Source organism: Thiosocius teredinicola (genome assembly GCF_002009425.1).
Classification (GTDB): domain Bacteria; phylum Pseudomonadota; class Gammaproteobacteria; order Chromatiales; family Chromatiaceae; genus Thiosocius; species Thiosocius teredinicola.
On record NZ_CP019936.1, the window covers coordinates 35,182 to 50,295 of the forward strand.

The window sequence follows — 15,114 nt, forward strand, 5'->3', positions numbered from 1 at the left end:
TCCTCGCGTTGTTTCATGTCGTGCTCTATCAGCCGGAGATTCCGCCGAATACCGGCAATATCATACGCCTGTGCGCCAACACCGGCAGCACTCTGCACCTGATTCATCCGCTCGGATTCGAGTTCGACGACAAGCGCCTGCGACGCGCCGGGCTCGATTACCGCGAGTTCGCCACGGTTCAGCAACATGCCGATTTCGCGCACTTCCTTTCGTCGGTTGAGCCACCGCGTTGGTTCGGCGTATCGACCCGCGGCCGTCAACGCTACGATCAGATCGACTACGCCGCCGGCGATGCCTTCGTGTTCGGTCCGGAAACGCGCGGCCTGCCGCAGGCCATGCTCGACGCCTTGCCGCCGGAGCGTCGCCTGCGTCTGCCGATGGTGCCGGGGCAGCGCAGCATGAACCTGTCGAACAGCGTGGCGGTGCTGGTGTTCGAGGCCTGGCGACAGCAGGGGTTTGCGGGCGGCGAATGAGCGCCGATGAGTCGCGCCGGTGCGCGACATGCTGCGCCGCACCAACACGGGGCGGTCTCAGCCCACCATGGCCTGAGTTTATGGGTGTATAACCCGGGAGCGCTTCTTGCTTCAGGTTAAGAAACCCGTTTTGGAGGGACGATGGGTCCTTCGCTCAAGGCCGAAATCGAACGTCAACGGACGATCCTGAACAGGGCGCTACGCCTGGTGCTGGCGCCGACTGCTTCGGTGTGCGCGGCAACCTGGTCGACGGCAGACAAGCTCGACGCGGTGCTGGCGGCGTCGATCGCCCACCTGCCGGGCTGCAAGCTGCTTTATGCCCTGGATACCGAGCGTCGCCAGGTGTCGGCCAACGTGACAGACGACCGTATCGAGTCCTCGGTCCGCGGACAGGATCTGTCGGTGCGTCCCTTTCTGCTTGGGCTGGCGGTGGATGCCGAGTTCCATCTTTCACCGGTGTATGTCAGCCGCGTCGATCGTCAGCCCTGCGTAACCGCGTTGCACCGCGTGCAGGAACCCGGTGGCGCGGTGCTCGGTTTCGTGGCCGCCGACTTTGCGCTCGACAGCCTGCCCAGCACCAACAACGCCGCACTGTGCGGGTCGTCGGCATGGCGTCAGATCAAGGGCGATCCGGCGATCCGGCAGAATCTCTTTCTGCAGGAGCGTGTGCACAGCGCGATGGACGAGCGCCTGGAAGAGGTGCACGACACGGTCGTGTCACTGATGGCCGAACGCGGCATCTTTCACGCCAAGCTGCACTACGGCAGTTCGCGTGCGACGTTGTGGCTGTACGACGATCCGCACAACTATCGGCTGCACGTGCTCGATGAGATCACCGACCCCTCGGTTTGCCTGGCCTATCCGCGTGCCCAATACGCCGAACGTGCCAAGGTGCCGCGTTCGGCGCTGCGCGACGTGTTTGGCCGCATGGCGCGACTGCGTCTGGCCGACAGTACGCTTTACCTGCGGTCGGGCTCGCTGAACGTCATCAACGGCATGGTGGGATTGACGTTCTCCTGCGACGGCAGCCACTACATGCCGGTCGACGAGTTTCTCGGCAAAGACGATCGCTTCTGGTTCGGCGCCGCCTGAGCAAGCGCTCCTTCCATTAAGAAAACCCCGTCCGGGCCGATGGTTTCAAGTGGAGCTGCCGGCAGTTAGGGCAGCGCGATGCCCCGACAAGTGCAAAGGACATGTCCCGCAACGACGGTCAGGTACAACAACAACCCCGAGCGGCCGACCTCCTGCTGCCAACGCCGCAAAGCCCGGCCCAGGCCAAGCCTGACGGCGACGTATCGCTTTGGCGGCTGATCTTTTTCGGCTCCGGCGGGGATATCAACCAGGAGCAGGGCCAGGCCGTTGCGCGTGTCGCACTCAGCATCCTGGGCAGTGCCATGCTGGCTATCGTTCGCGCTTTCGATGGAGCCGACAACCTGCCGGTGATGTTGGCGTTGTCGTACATGCTCGCCAGCATCTTCTACCTGTCGTACATCGCCCGCCACAAGGCTACCCACCTGTGGCGACGTTACGTCGCGATCGTCGCCGACCTTTCCGTTGCCACGCTGTTGACCGCTTACTTCGGTACCACCGGAATCGCCTTCTACCCGCTGTTTCTGTGGGTGATGATCGGCAACGGCCTGCGTTACGGCCAGCATCACATGCAGATCGCGACCTTGGTCGGCCTGCTCGGGTTCACCGGTGCGGCTGTTTACAACGGCTACCTCGCGGCCGAGCCACTCGCCTACACGGGTTTGATGGGTGGCTTGGTGCTGATGCCGAAATTTTTCGTCGTTATGATCGAGCGGTTGGCGCGCGCCAACATCGAACTGCAGCAACAGAAAGAACACGCCGAGTATATGGCGACCCACGATGTGCTCACCGGGCTGCCCAACCGCGCCTACCTGCATACGCGTATGGAACAATCGCTGGCCCGCGCCAAGCGCAACGATAGCGAAGTGGCCGTGGCGTTCATCGATCTGGACGCGTTCAAGGCGATCAACGACACCTATGGCCATGAGTATGGCGACTACCTGCTCACCCAGGTGGCCGACGCGATGCGCCTGGCGGTGCGCGCCAGCGATACGGTGGCCCGTTTGGGGGGCGACGAGTTCGTCGTGTTGATCGAAGACTATGTGCACGGTGAAGGTTCGGATATCGGACGCTTTATCGAGCGGTTGTTCTCGTGCGTCGGTCGCTACTACACCATCAGTGAATACGAAACCTATGTGACCTGGAGCTGCGGTGTCGTCGTTTATCCGCGCGACGGCCAGGACGTTCACACCCTACTCAAGCACGCCGACACCGCGATGTACGCGGCCAAGGCGATGGGTCCGAACAACTACGCCTTCTACGATGCGACCATGTCGCAGCAGGTCGGCGAGCAGCTGGAGTTGCGCGATGACCTGCGCCAGGCGCTCGAGCGCAGTCAGTTGGAGGTCTACTACCAGCCGATCGTCGATGCCAAGTCCGGCCGCGTGAGTTCGGCGGAGGCGCTGTTGCGTTGGAATCACCCGACGCGCGGGTTGCTTGCGCCGGGCCAGTTCATCGACGTGGCGGAACACAGTGGTCTGATCAATCCGATCGGTGAATGGGTGTTGCGCGAAGCGCTGAAGACCGCCGCGGTATGGCGCGAAATGGCGGGCTATGACATCACCATGCATGTGAACGTGTCCGCCCACCAGTTGATGCAGCCGGGCTTCGTCGACCAGGTGCAGTCCGCGTTGCGCGACACCGGCCTGCCGTCGGATGTGCTCGACCTCGAGATGACCGAGAGCGCCTTGATCGAAGACTCGAAGCGCGCGGAGTGCCTGCTCGGTGCGCTCGCGCAGATTGGGGTCAAGATCGCGTTGGACGACTTCGGTACCGGGTTCTCATCGCTGTCGTACCTGAAGCATTTGCCTGTGAACGTCATCAAGATCGACAAATCGTTTATCGATGACCTGACGCATGGCGAGCGTGATGGCGCACTGGTCGAAGCGATTCTGACGATAGGCAACCGCCTGGGTTTTGACATCATCGCCGAGGGTGTCGAGACCGAAGAACAGCTCAACTGGTTGTTGGCGCATGGTTGCCGATATCTGCAGGGTTATCACTTCAGTCGACCGATGACGCAGACCGATTTCTTCAATCAGGCATCGAACCTCTACCGGATGCCGCGCAGCGTCGCGCCGCCGTTGCAGCCCTTCGCTATCGACCGACTTGCGGCCGACTCCGCCTGATCTATCTTCATGGTCGACGGTGAGTTTCACGGCCGGCGAGACTACCGAGACAAGCAACGCGTGTTCACCCATGCCGAACGTTATGAGGCCGGCAAAGTGGTGTCGCTCGAACCGATCGAGTGATCGTTTCGCCTTGGTTGCACCTTTCGGCTAATCGTCGATGATGTCTACAACTGCGCTGCCACGGCTGCGGTCGACGCTGACCTGCAACAGGCCGTGAACATTGGCGCGGTGCGGATCGTCGTGGCAATTGCATCCGCCGGCGACCTCTTCGAAAAACACGCTGACCCTCGCGCGGCTACTATCGCCTTGGTGTTCGACCGACAAGACGCTCAGCGTGAGATGTTCGGCATCCGCGAAGCCACCCTGATTGCACATGGGCTGCAGCGGTAGTTGATCGCGCAGCATCTGCAATACGGCGGGTAGCTGAGTTGCCACTTGTTCCGGATCAACGGTGAAGCGTTCGTCTGTCAGTGTGATCTCAGGCATGCGACTGAATTCAATCGATGGTGTAACGGTTAAAGAACATATCAGCCGGTGAACGCCTCTTTGGATTGAAGATAGGCCCGCTCTTCCGGCGTGCTGCGCCGACCGAGTATCGCATTGCGGTGCGGAAAGCGCCCGAAGCGTTCGATGAGTTCGCGATGGTGTTTGGCGAACCGCAAGTTGTCGCTTAACCCGGCGGCATCGAACAGTTCCACTGCACGCTGCTGATGCTCGATGCGCTCGCTGTGCATCAGCGGCATGTACAGGAAGGCCTTGTGCTCGTCGGGCAATGCCTGATCGAGGCCGGTATCCACCGCGCGCCGGCTGGCGGCCACCGCGAGCGTTTCGGTCGAGAACGACTTGGCGGTACCGCGGTACATGTTGAGCGGAAACTGGTCACACACGATGACGAATGCCAGACAGCCATTTGCATCATTCAACCAATCGCTGCACCGGCCCTGACCGGCCGCTTGCCAGATCTGTTCGAAACGTTGCCGTATCTCTTGATCGATTTCGGGCGTCGAGCGGAACCAGGCCTTGCGTATGGTCGGCGCAAACCAAAAATCGATAACGTCATTCGCCTCGATTCCTTGATCGAGCGAACTCATGCCGGTTTCTCGTCTGGCTCATCCGACTCGGGCAAGGTCTCGGTTGGTTCCGGGTCGGGTTCTTCAGGTTGTCGCAGGCCGCGGCCCTTCCACAACAGGTAGATCACGGGGATCACGAACAGCGACAGCAAAGGTGCGGTGATCATGCCGCCGATCATCGGTGCAGCGATGCGGCTCATCACTTCCGAACCCGTGCCGGTACCGAGAAAGATCGGCAGCAGGCCGGCGACGATCACCGCTACCGTCATCGCCTTCGGCCGCACGCGCAGTACGGCGCCTTCCATGATCGCGGCGCGCAGGCTGGCCGGCGTGAGTTCGCCTTGCCGTTGATGGTCGCGTAGCGCGTTGTCGAGATAGACCAACATCACCACGCCGAACTCAGCGGCAACGCCCGCCAGCGCGATAAAGCCGACGCCGACCGCAACCGACAGGTGAAAGTCGAGCAGGAAGATCAGCCAGAAGCCGCCGACCAAGGCGAACGGCAGCGAGGCCATGACCATCAGTGCCTGACCGGCATGGCGGAACGTCAGATACAGCAACACGAAGATGATCACCAGGGTCAGCGGCACCACTTGCGACAAGCGCTCGTTGGCGCGCAGCATGTACTCGTACTGGCCCGACCAGGTGATCGAATAGCCGGCCGGCAACTCGACCTGCTCGCGTACCGCCTGCTGGGCGCGTGCGACGTAGCCGCCGAGATCGACGTCGCGGATGTCGACGAAGGTCCAGCCGTTGAGCCGGCCATTCTCGCTCTTGAGCATCGGAGGGCCGTCGATGATCTTGACCTCGGCGACCTGCGCCAACGGAACCTGCGCGCCGGTCGGCGTGACCAGTGGCAGGTTACGCAGTTTCTCCAGGTCATCGCGGCGCTCGCGCGGGAAGCGCAGATTGACCGGGTAACGCTCAAGCCCTTCGACCGTTTGCGTGATGTTGATACCGCCGACCGCCGCGGCGATCACCTGGTTGATGTCATCGATGTTCAGACCGTAGCGCGCGGCAGTGACGCGGTCGGGCACGATATCGATGTAACGCCCGCCGGCCACGCGCTCGGAGTAGGCCGACGTGGTGCCCTCGACCTGCATCACCACCTTCTCGATCTCGCGTCCGATACGCTCGATCTCGGCTAGATCCGGTCCGGCCACCTTGATGCCGACCGGGGTCTTGATGCCGGTCGCCAGCATGTCGATACGCGTCTTGATCGGCATGACCCAGGCGTTGGTGACGCCGGGGTATTGCACAGCCGCGTCCAGTTCGTCGATCAGCTTCTTGGTCGTCATGCCGGGCCGCCACTGATCGCGCGGTTTGAGCTGGATGACCGTCTCGATCATGGTCAACGGTGCCGGGTCGGTCGCGGTATCGGCGCGGCCGATCTTGCCGAACACCTGCTTGACCTCGGGCACCTTCTTGATCAGCCGGTCGGTCTGTTGCAACAACTCCTGCGCTTTGCCGATCGACAGGCCGGGCAGGGTGGTCGGCATGTACATCAGGTCGCCTTCGTCGAGCTCGGGCATGAACTCCGAACCCAGGCCGTCGGCAAAGCGCGCCAGCCAGGGCGTGTCGCGAAAGCTCTTGCGCCAGTCACGAACGAAATCCTGTTTGGCCTGTTCGATTTCAGCGGGGGCGGACTGCGGCTTGCCGGTCGCCATCTCGACCAGCTGGAACGGCCACTTGGCCGGCTCGAAAAAGCCGCCGAGACCGGCGATCGGAATCACCAGGCTGACGATCGCCAGAAAAGCGACCAACAGAGTCAGCTTGGGCAGTCGCATGACGGCCGTCAGCAGCGGCTTGTACAGCCAGATCAGAAATACGTTGAGCGGGTTCTTGTTTTCGGCCGGGATCTTGCCGCGAATGAAGTAGCCCATCAGCACCGGCACCAGCGTGACGGCCAGGCCGGCCGCTGCGGCCATCGCATAGGTCTTGGTAAAGGCCAGCGGCGCGAACAGACGACCCTCCTGTGCCTCGAGCGTGAACACCGGCAGAAAGCTCAGCGTGATGATCAGCAGCGAGAAGAACAGGGCAGGGCCGACCTCGGCTGCAGCGTGCGTGATCACCGCCCAGTGCTCGGCACCTTCAGCATCATGCCCATAGTTGTGGCGATAGCGCTCGAGATGCTTATGCGCGTTCTCGATCATCACGATCGCCGCATCCACCATTGCGCCGATGGCAATCGCAATGCCGCCGAGCGACATGATGTTCGCGTTGATGCCCTGTTGCTGCATGACAATGAACGAGGCCAGGATGCCGAGCGGTAGGGTTACGATCGCGACGAATGCCGAGCGCAGGTGGAACAGGAACACCAGGCACACCAGCGCGACCACGATGAACTCCTCGACCAGCTTGTCTTCGAGGTTGTTCACGGCGCGCTCGATCAGTGCCGAGCGGTCGTAGGTCTCGATGATCTCGACGCCTTCGGGCAGCCCCTGGCGCAGTGTTTCGAGCTTGGCCTTGACGCGTTTGATGGTCGTCAGCGCGTTCTCGCCGTAGCGCATCACGACGATGCCGCCGGTCACTTCGCCTTCGCCGTCGAGGTCGGCGACCACGCGGCGCATCTCCGGGCCGATCTGTACCGTGGCGATATCGCGCAGCAGCACCGGCGTACCCATCTCGGTGACCGTGATCGGGATGTGTTCGAGGTCTTTGAGTCCGCTCAGGTAGCCGCGCGTGCGCACCATGTACTCGGCCTCGGCCAGCTCGAGCACAGACCCGCCGACCTCCTGATTGGCCGCTTTGATCGCGGCAGAAACCCGGGCCAGCGAGATGCCGAAGGCGCGCAGCTTTTCCGGGTCGACCACGACCTGGTACTGCCGCACCATGCCGCCGACGGTCGCCACCTCGGACACGCCGGGCACCGTCTGTAACTCGTACTTCAGGAACCAGTCCTGCAGGCTGCGCAGTTCGGCCAGATCGTGCTTGCCGCTGCGATCGACCAGCACATAGTTGTATACCCAGCCGACACCGGTGGCGTCTGGCCCGAGTCGCGGCTGTACGCCGTCCGGCAGATCGGCGGCGGCCTGGTTCAGGTACTCGAGCACACGCGCGCGCGCCCAATAGAGATCCGTGCCGTCTTCGAAGATCACGTAGACATACGAGTCGCCGAAGAACGAGTAACCGCGCACCACCTGCGCCCCCGGCACCGACAGCATGGTGGTCGTGATCGGGTAGGTGACCTGTTCTTCGACCACGCGCGGTGCCTGCCCGGGGTAGCTGGTCTTGATGATGACCTGCACGTCGGACAGGTCGGGGATCGCATCCAGTGGTGTCTTGTGCAGCGCCACCCAGCCCCAGCCGGTGATCACCAGCGCCGCGAGCAGCACCAGAAAGCGATTGTTGATCGACCAGGCGATCAGCTTCGTCAACATGGTCCGATCCTCAGTGGCTGCCGTGTGAAGCGCTACCGGCGCTGCCGGTATCGTCCATGCGCAGGAAGCTCGCCTGCAGGCTCGATTCCGAATCGATCAGGAACTGCCCGGACACCACCACCTCGTCGCCGGCCTTGATGCCGCTGAGGATCTCGACCTTGTCGTCGGTGCGCATACCGGTTACCACGTCGACCGGTTGGAAGCGTCCTTCGCCCAAGGCCATCACGACCGTATCGCGCTTGCCGGTGGTGATCACGGCCTCGGCCGGGACCGACAGCGTGTCACGCTTCGGCCCACCGTAGATCACGACATCGGCGAACATGTTGGCCTTCAGCAGGCCATCGGGGTTGTCGAATGCGAGTCGCACCTTGAGCGTGCGCGATTTGGGATCGAGCTCGGGGTAGATGTACTCGACCTTGCCCTCCCAGGTTCGGCCCGGGTAGGCGGGCACCTTGATCTCGGCGGTCACACCTGCGGCCAGCCAGTCGATCTGGTGTTCGTAGATGTCGACCAGCACCCAGATCTTGCCCAGATCGGCGATGGTCACAACCTCCATGTTGGGGGTCACGTACATGCCTTCGCGCGCACCGAGCTTGGTGACGACGCCCGAGGCGTTGGCCACCAGCGGCACCGTGTTGAGCGATTTGCGGCTGTTTTGGATCGTCGAGATGGTGCCTTCGGTCACGCCCAGCAGGCGTAAGCGGTTGCGCGCCTTCTCGATCCGCACCGAGCCGGCCTGCTGATCGAGCGCGATCAGGAAGTCGACCTGGGCCGAGAGGATCTCGGGTGAATACAGACGGCCGAGCACCTGGCCGCGTTTCACCGGTTCACCCTCGGCGCGCAGACTGAGCTGTTCCATCCAGCCCTCGGCTCGCGGGTGCACGTGGGCCAGGCGCGTCTCGTCGTATTCGATGCGCCCGACCGTCTCGATGTATTTCCACAGGGTGTCGTTACGCGCCGGCGCAGTGCGCACCCCCATGCTGTTGATCACCGCATTGCTGATCTCGACTGTGGGGCGTTTGCCGGCCTGTGCGTCGATCATCTTCGCCACCAGGTCCATGCCGCAGATCGGGCATGAGCCGGGTTCGTCGCGCACGATCTGCGGGTGCATCGGGCAGACATACTTCGGGTCGAGATGTTTCTGCGCGTGTTCCAGTGCCGTGTCTTTGCTGGCCTCGGCCATCGATTCGCTCGGTTCGACTGGCGGTTCTGAACAGGCGACGAGCAGTGCGGTAAGCAGCACGATCAAGATGCTTCGCAGGCGATAGGGGTAAGTATTCACTTTCGCAATCCATAATTTCCAGCGGCTTTTGCGCTGGGTGTCCAAAGATCAACGGCGGGTTGCCGTTGGTAATCGTTGGCAATCAGATAGCGACTATGGGAGGACGATAAAGGCGGTTGCGGGGCGAGTCCGGCAGCGAGTCGGGAACCGGTTCGGCGCTGACTTCGGCGAGGTAGGTGGCGATGTCGGCCGCGATCATGCTGACCGGTGCGCCTGCCGGCGCCGCGTAGTGGCAGCACTGGCACTGCGCCGCCGCGCCGCCGCCGTCGCAATGTGGACAGGGGACGCTGTTCTTGGCCTGCTGGTCGCTCTTGTTCGCACCGCCATGACACGGCATGTCGACCGTGGCATTTGCGGCGCCGATCGTGGCCGGCGGCATCTGCGCCAACGACCACATCGGGCTCAGCACGAGCACCAATGCGAGCAACAGGCGAAAGCCGATGCTCGAAACGGATTGGTTGCTGCGTCGATGCGGTGTCATTGTCGTGGGTCGTGCCCCTTGAACGGCAGATGGCCGGCTAGAGAAAGACCGGCCAGCCGTCGTTTTCGTTTCAGTGCACTTTATCCTTTGCCTTGGGAGGCGTTGTCAATTCGCCCGATGGCGCAACTGACGAACGACTTGGCCTTCGCCGCCGCCGCTTTCATGCCTTCAACCGAGCCGACCTCGGGGTAACCCATCTTGGCGAGCGCCATGGCTACCTGATCACGCCATTCCGGATTGCCTTCGACGTGTACCTGACCCTGTTCGATGTCGACCTCGACCGACTGGGCCAGTTCCTGATCGACGAGTTTGCTGCGGATACTGTTCGCACAACCGCCGCACTTGATGTTCTCAACTGCAATCGTGTAGCTCATGGTCGCACTCCTTCTGGTTGTCCATGCTGGCGATGATCGGGCAATCCCGCTCGCTCGCATGGCATTGCCGGACCAACCCGGCGAGTTCATCTCTCAGACGCGTCAAGGTCTCGATACGTTCCTCGATCGCGGCCAACTTGGTCTCGGTGAGCGCGCGCACATCGGCGCGAACGTCACCTTCCTGCTCGCGAAAGCGCAGCAACTGCCCGATCTCGTCGAGGCTGAAATCCATGGCTTGCGCACGCTTGATGAAGCGCAGGCGGGCTACGTCTTCAGCCGAGTAGCGGCGCTGTCCACCGGCGTTGCGCGCGACCTGGTCGAGCAGGCCTATCCGCTCGTAGTACCGCAGGGTATCGGGCGACAAACCGGTGCGCTCACCGGCCTTCTTGATGGTCATCTGCACGCCGTCGCAAGCCTCGTCGTTCGTTTCGTTGAAGAAAGTAATACCTGGAGTTAACTCCAAGTCAAGGGGCCATTTCCTTCGATTGAGTCTGGCAGTTCGGGTGCGAACAAAAGGCTTGACTAAACCGACCGGTCAACTATAGTCATCAGCAATCCGCTGTCGGGACGTCCATTAGGCGAGACGAGCATTACCCGGGCCAACGAAACAAAAACGCGCTTTGCGGGGTCTTGTTGTGCGATCGCTAAACCGACCGGTCAGATAACTTTAATTTTTCGAGGAGATACCCATGATCACAACCCAAGCACTACTTGACCCGACACCCCCTGCGGCCGACCGACATCGTGTCGATGCCGTTTTCAAAATGGCCGAAGAGATGATTGGCTTCGTCCCGGCCGGCATGCGCCTGTACGGCATCAGCCCGACCTTGCTCGAACTGTTCGCCGGCACCGTCGGCTACTTTCGCGGCGAAACCGAGCTTTCAGGAAAACTCACCGCGTCGATCCGCTACCTGGTGTCAGAGCGCATCGACTGCAAGTTCTGCATCGACCTCAACGAGACCTTTCTTGCCGGCATGGGCGTAGACCTCGACAGCGTGCGCGCGATGCGGGGGGATATCACCAAGGCGCCGGTCGCGGCAGAAGAACTGCCGTTGCTGAAACTGGCCGTGGCGGCAGTCGAGCAACCCGATGCCGACAAATCCGAGCTGATCGAACAGGCGCGCGAGGCCGGTTGGTCCGACCGGGCGATTTTCGACGCGGTTTTGCAAGCGGCATCGAACCGGGCGTTTAATCTGGTTCTGAAAACATTCAATGTGGAAACGCAAGAGGCCTTCGTCTGACGCAAGGCAAGGAGACAACCCGATGGAAGTCATCGAAGCCGTCGAGCGACGACGGTCGGTCAAATGGTTCGACCCGGAGCACCGGATGCCGGAAGAGGTGTTTCAGCGATTGATGTCTGCGGCGCTGCTGTCGCCGACAGCGTTCAATCTGCAGAACTGGCGTTTCGTCCGCGTGACCGATCGGGCGCAACGCAAGGCAATTCGCGCGGTAGCCTGGGATCAGGCCCAGGTCGAAGACGCCTCCGAGCTGCTGGTACTGTGTTTTGACCTGAAGGCCTGGAAGAAAGACCCGGCACGCTACTGGCGTGAGGCCCCGCAAGAGGTGCGCGACTTCATCGTGCCGGCCATCGCCCAGTACTACGAGGGTAAGTCGCGCGTCGAGCGTGATGAGGGTCTGAGGTCGTGCGGCTTGGTCGGCCAGACACTGATGCTGACGGCGCTGGAAATGGGCTACGACAGCTGTCCGATGGATGGCTTCGATTTCGCCGCCGTCGCCGAGATCATCAATCTGCCCGATGACCACGGCATCGCGTTCATGGTAGCGATCGGTAAGGGCATCAAAGATCCATGGCCGCGCGGTGGGCAATTGGCGCTCAGCGAGGTCATGGTCGAGAACCGCTTCGGCTGACGTCTTGCAGTCGATGCCTTTGTCAGATTATTGAAGGATAAGCAGCCAGGGACGGCTGCTGCAGGGCAAGGTGTGGGGTGGGAGTTTGCACTATCGTATGCATAGGGTCTCGCATTCAACAGCGATGACCGGTTACATCCCCTGTCAGAGAAAGGCCATGACATTCGCGGTGATCTTTCGCGCGCAGGTCGCGCAGCTGGACGAAGACTACGTCGAAACCGCCGAGCGTCTGCGTGCCTTGGCGTTCGAGAAATATGGCTGTCTCGACTTCCACGCATTGAGCGAAGGCGACCAGGAAATCGCAATCTCCTATTGGCCGAGCGAGGCGCATATCGCGGCATGGAAGGCCGACCCGGAACACATCGAAGCCCAGGCCCGCGGTCGCCGCCGCTGGTACAACCAGTACTCGGTCGAGGTCGTGGAGATCAAACGCAGTTACCCTTGATGGCGCGCAATTCGGCCATCCCGATGCCAAAGCCGTGCCGTTTCGCGACCAACCCGTAACGCCTCATTCCACCGATTCCCCGGCTCGCGAGCGGGCTATTGCCCGGTTCGTCTCACCCCCTTGTCAGACGAATCTGATTCATTCGTAAGGTTGTCACCGAGCGCCAAAACCGGCGATTTTCGTCATCTAGACTGTGTCTCACTGAGCCCGCAACCCCCTGTTACGTCGGCAAAAAACGACATTGCCGGGTGCGTTGGGCGCAGTTGGATAACGACTAACAGCAGCGATGAAGCTGCGGCATACGCCATTCCGGTTTTATTGACTCGTTTGTGCCGGGTCGGCGTGGCCAGGAAGAACAAAGCATCTAAACAGAAAGGAAACTGCCATGAAATTGCCCTATTCCGAACCGGATCCCGCGGGATCCGAACGTGCCCGCATCGCGCGCGATATGCGCGCCCTGGCGGCCGATATTTCACGCCTGCGCCCACAGGCGCTGACTCACGCCAACCGCGAAGAGGCCGACCACGGACCGCAATATCCGGCGAACTTCACCAAAGGCCTGCTGCATGACGGCTGCGGTCTGGTGAAGCACCCGGAGGACTACCGCTGCTTCGTCGAGGCGATCAACGCGCCCGATCCGACCTTGTTCGAAAAACACGTCGAGTCGGCGCAAACGCGTGGTGTCACGTATAGCTGCGTCACCAAGACGACCTGCCACGGTGACCAGGATGTCGCCTGGCGCGGTTGGGAGAGCCCACGCGGCGGTCACGTGTATGAACTCGAGGGCTCCGATCCGGGCGCCTGCGGGATGGCACCCGCGCCGCGCGTCGGCTCAAGTGAACTCGCTGCCGAGATGGCCGAAGTGTATGCGCTGGCCATTCTGCGCGATGTGCCGTTCACCGAGATCTGCCAGGGAGGCGACGAAAAGCTGTGTACATCGAGTGATGAGCAGACCAAGTCGTTGCTGTCGGCGGCGCAACTCGTCGACCTGCTCAACGACATGCCGTTCTACTCGGGCACCGACCGTACCTCGTCGACGCCGCACAATGTCGACGAGTCCGGCCTCAACAGCTACGAACGCAACCGGCGTTTTGCGCGCACCCAATCGGCCGATGGTGCACTGACCCCGGAGACCGCGTTCCGCGGCTCGACCAAGGGGGCGCTGGTCGGTCCCTACCTGTCGCAGTTCATGCTGATCGGTGCCAAGTCGCTCGCCTGTGCCGGTGGTGGCGCGGCCAGCTATCCGGGCCGCGATGCGCCGTTCGACCTGCAGGACGGCTACATCCCCTATGGCTCGTTGATCATCGACCAGCGCGCCTTGTCGCATAAAAACTGTCTCGACTACATGACCGATTGGTGTTCGTGGCTCGACGTGCAGAACGGTGCGAACCTGAAGGGCGCCGACCTGTTCGAGGAAAACCGGCGCTTCATCACGACCCCGCGCGATCTTGCCACCTATGTGCATTTCGATGCGCTCTACGAGGCCTATCTGAACGCCTGCCTGCTGATGCTCGCGATGGGCGTGCCGGCATCCAAGGGGTTCCCGGAACCGAGCCCCTCCGGGCGACGCGATGCCTTCGCCACCTTTGGTGGTCCGCACATCCTGTCGCTGGTGACCGAGGTCGCGACCCGTTGCCTGAAGGCAGTACGTCGGCAGAAGTTCAACTATCACCGCCGTGCGCGCCCAGAGACCATCGCCGGGCGTCTCGCCCTGGTGTGCTCCAAGGTCCATGACAAGCTTGGTTGTTCGTCCCAGGCGTTCGAGAACACGTTCAAGGAGATTCCGTCGGACCTGCTCAAGGCGATCGTCGAGCACAACAAGGATCAGAACGACAACATGGCTGCGATGCGCAACCTCGACTGCACAAGCAAGGCGTGTGCGCCCGACGGTGTCGACCCGGGCGATTTTGCGGACTGCAATGTGCTGTTGCCGATGGCGTTTCCGGAAGGCTCGCCGATGCACCCGGCCTACGGTGCCGGCCATGCAACGGTGGCTGGCGGCTGCGTCACCATGCTCAAGGCGTTCTTCGAGATGTTCGAAGACTGCGACAGCCACGTCGAACGCGGACTGTGCGACAAGGACGGCAAGCCGATCGTCTACGTGCCCAACGCCGATGGCTCGCGCCTGGTCAAAGACAGCAAGTTCAAAGGCAAGCTGACGATCCAGGGCGAGCTCGACAAGCTGGCGGCGAACATCTCGATCGGCCGCAACATGGCCGGGGTGCACTACTACTCCGACTACTACGACTCGTTGCGCATGGGCGAGCGGATCGCCGTCGGTATCCTGCTCGAACAGGCGCCGACGTACGGCGAAGCCGTCGAGACCACCTTCAAGTCGTTCGACGGTGACTACATCACCATCTACGGCGAGGCCGGCAGCTGTCCGGCGCTCGTCGTGCAGGACCGCTACGGCAACCCGGTCTCACCACACGATTGGTGGCTGCGACATGTGCCGGGTGAGGAGCTGTCGGAAGACCTGTAAACCTTAGCCAAGACTTCCTTTTGCAGCGATTGCAAAC

Annotated in this window: 14 protein-coding genes; 7 read left to right on the forward strand and 7 right to left on the reverse strand. The window is 61.9% G+C overall.

Going from position 1 to position 15,114, the window contains the following annotated elements; genetic code table 11:
* Positions 1-8 precede the first annotated feature (8 nt).
* The 3 genes from trmL (at position 9) to B1781_RS00150 (ending at position 3,691) form a co-directional block, all read left to right on the forward strand.
* Positions 9-473 carry a tRNA (uridine(34)/cytosine(34)/5-carboxymethylaminomethyluridine(34)-2'-O)-methyltransferase TrmL gene (gene trmL, locus B1781_RS00140; protein ID WP_078121850.1) on the forward strand — a complete coding sequence of 155 codons (465 nt, stop codon included), beginning with the start codon at positions 9-11 and terminating at the stop codon, positions 471-473.
* A gap of 141 nt (positions 474-614) precedes the next feature.
* Positions 615-1,565 carry a PDC sensor domain-containing protein gene (locus B1781_RS00145; RefSeq protein WP_078117759.1) on the forward strand — a complete coding sequence of 317 codons (951 nt, stop codon included), beginning with the start codon at positions 615-617 and terminating at the stop codon, positions 1,563-1,565.
* A 101-nt stretch (positions 1,566-1,666) separates the two neighbouring features.
* Positions 1,667-3,691, forward strand: coding sequence for a putative bifunctional diguanylate cyclase/phosphodiesterase (locus B1781_RS00150; protein WP_078117760.1), 2,025 nt, complete (start codon positions 1,667-1,669; stop codon positions 3,689-3,691).
* A gap of 150 nt (positions 3,692-3,841) precedes the next feature.
* Here the strand turns inward: B1781_RS00150 and B1781_RS00155 are convergent, their stop codons facing one another.
* The 7 genes from B1781_RS00155 to B1781_RS00185 all read right to left on the reverse strand — a co-directional run bounded on the left by B1781_RS00155 (position 3,842) and on the right by B1781_RS00185 (position 10,678).
* A complete protein-coding gene (locus B1781_RS00155; RefSeq protein ID WP_078117761.1) occupies positions 3,842-4,180 on the reverse strand; it encodes a hypothetical protein in 339 nt (112 codons plus the stop codon).
* Between the two features lie 41 nt (positions 4,181-4,221).
* Positions 4,222-4,785, reverse strand: coding sequence for a DUF924 family protein (locus tag B1781_RS00160; protein ID WP_078117762.1), 564 nt, complete (start codon positions 4,783-4,785; stop codon positions 4,222-4,224).
* Positions 4,782-8,144 (reverse strand): efflux RND transporter permease subunit, encoded by a 3,363-nt coding sequence (locus B1781_RS00165; protein ID WP_078117763.1) that lies wholly within the window; start codon positions 8,142-8,144, stop codon positions 4,782-4,784. Before B1781_RS00165 ends, B1781_RS00160 begins: the two co-directional genes overlap by 4 nt.
* 10 nt (positions 8,145-8,154) lie before the next feature.
* Positions 8,155-9,426, reverse strand: a complete 1,272-nt coding sequence (locus B1781_RS00170) for an efflux RND transporter periplasmic adaptor subunit (protein WP_334223832.1) — start codon at positions 9,424-9,426, stop codon at positions 8,155-8,157.
* Between the two features lie 82 nt (positions 9,427-9,508).
* Positions 9,509-9,907 carry a hypothetical protein gene (locus B1781_RS00175; protein ID WP_078117764.1) on the reverse strand — a complete coding sequence of 133 codons (399 nt, stop codon included), beginning with the start codon at positions 9,905-9,907 and terminating at the stop codon, positions 9,509-9,511.
* A gap of 80 nt (positions 9,908-9,987) precedes the next feature.
* On the reverse strand, positions 9,988-10,281 hold the full coding sequence (locus B1781_RS00180; protein ID WP_078117765.1) for a heavy-metal-associated domain-containing protein: 294 nt from the start codon (positions 10,279-10,281) through the stop codon (positions 9,988-9,990).
* A complete protein-coding gene (locus B1781_RS00185; protein WP_078121852.1) occupies positions 10,259-10,678 on the reverse strand; it encodes a heavy metal-responsive transcriptional regulator in 420 nt (139 codons plus the stop codon). Before B1781_RS00185 ends, B1781_RS00180 begins: the two co-directional genes overlap by 23 nt.
* Positions 10,679-10,970: 292 nt before the next feature.
* On the opposite strand from B1781_RS00185, the gene B1781_RS00190 reads away from it, so the two are divergent.
* The 4 genes from B1781_RS00190 (at position 10,971) to B1781_RS00205 (ending at position 15,077) form a co-directional block, all read left to right on the forward strand.
* Entirely contained in the window at positions 10,971-11,522 is a 552-nt protein-coding gene (locus B1781_RS00190) for a carboxymuconolactone decarboxylase family protein (protein WP_078117766.1), read from the forward strand.
* A 22-nt stretch (positions 11,523-11,544) separates the two neighbouring features.
* On the forward strand, positions 11,545-12,150 hold the full coding sequence (locus B1781_RS00195) for a nitroreductase family protein (RefSeq protein ID WP_078117767.1): 606 nt from the start codon (positions 11,545-11,547) through the stop codon (positions 12,148-12,150).
* A gap of 157 nt (positions 12,151-12,307) precedes the next feature.
* On the forward strand, positions 12,308-12,595 hold the full coding sequence (locus B1781_RS00200; RefSeq protein WP_078121853.1) for an antibiotic biosynthesis monooxygenase family protein: 288 nt from the start codon (positions 12,308-12,310) through the stop codon (positions 12,593-12,595).
* 385 nt (positions 12,596-12,980) lie between these two features.
* Positions 12,981-15,077 carry a vanadium-dependent haloperoxidase gene (locus B1781_RS00205; protein WP_078117768.1) on the forward strand — a complete coding sequence of 699 codons (2,097 nt, stop codon included), beginning with the start codon at positions 12,981-12,983 and terminating at the stop codon, positions 15,075-15,077.
* The last annotated feature ends 37 nt before the right edge of the window (positions 15,078-15,114 follow it).

Coding starts and splice junctions, on each gene's coding strand:
- B1781_RS00175 (WP_078117764.1), bottom strand. CDS start 9,907: ATGACACCGCATCGACGCAGCAACCAATCCGTTTCGAGCATCGGCTTT.
- B1781_RS00195 (WP_078117767.1), top strand. CDS start 11,545: ATGGAAGTCATCGAAGCCGTCGAGCGACGACGGTCGGTCAAATGGTTC.
- B1781_RS00165 (WP_078117763.1), bottom strand. CDS start 8,144: ATGTTGACGAAGCTGATCGCCTGGTCGATCAACAATCGCTTTCTGGTG.
- B1781_RS00150 (WP_078117760.1), top strand. CDS start 1,667: ATGTCCCGCAACGACGGTCAGGTACAACAACAACCCCGAGCGGCCGAC.
- B1781_RS00190 (WP_078117766.1), top strand. CDS start 10,971: ATGATCACAACCCAAGCACTACTTGACCCGACACCCCCTGCGGCCGAC.
- B1781_RS00155 (WP_078117761.1), bottom strand. CDS start 4,180: ATGCCTGAGATCACACTGACAGACGAACGCTTCACCGTTGATCCGGAA.
- B1781_RS00180 (WP_078117765.1), bottom strand. CDS start 10,281: ATGAGCTACACGATTGCAGTTGAGAACATCAAGTGCGGCGGTTGTGCG.
- B1781_RS00145 (WP_078117759.1), top strand. CDS start 615: ATGGGTCCTTCGCTCAAGGCCGAAATCGAACGTCAACGGACGATCCTG.
- B1781_RS00185 (WP_078121852.1), bottom strand. CDS start 10,678: ATGACCATCAAGAAGGCCGGTGAGCGCACCGGTTTGTCGCCCGATACC.
- B1781_RS00160 (WP_078117762.1), bottom strand. CDS start 4,785: ATGAGTTCGCTCGATCAAGGAATCGAGGCGAATGACGTTATCGATTTT.
- B1781_RS00205 (WP_078117768.1), top strand. CDS start 12,981: ATGAAATTGCCCTATTCCGAACCGGATCCCGCGGGATCCGAACGTGCC.
- B1781_RS00200 (WP_078121853.1), top strand. CDS start 12,308: ATGACATTCGCGGTGATCTTTCGCGCGCAGGTCGCGCAGCTGGACGAA.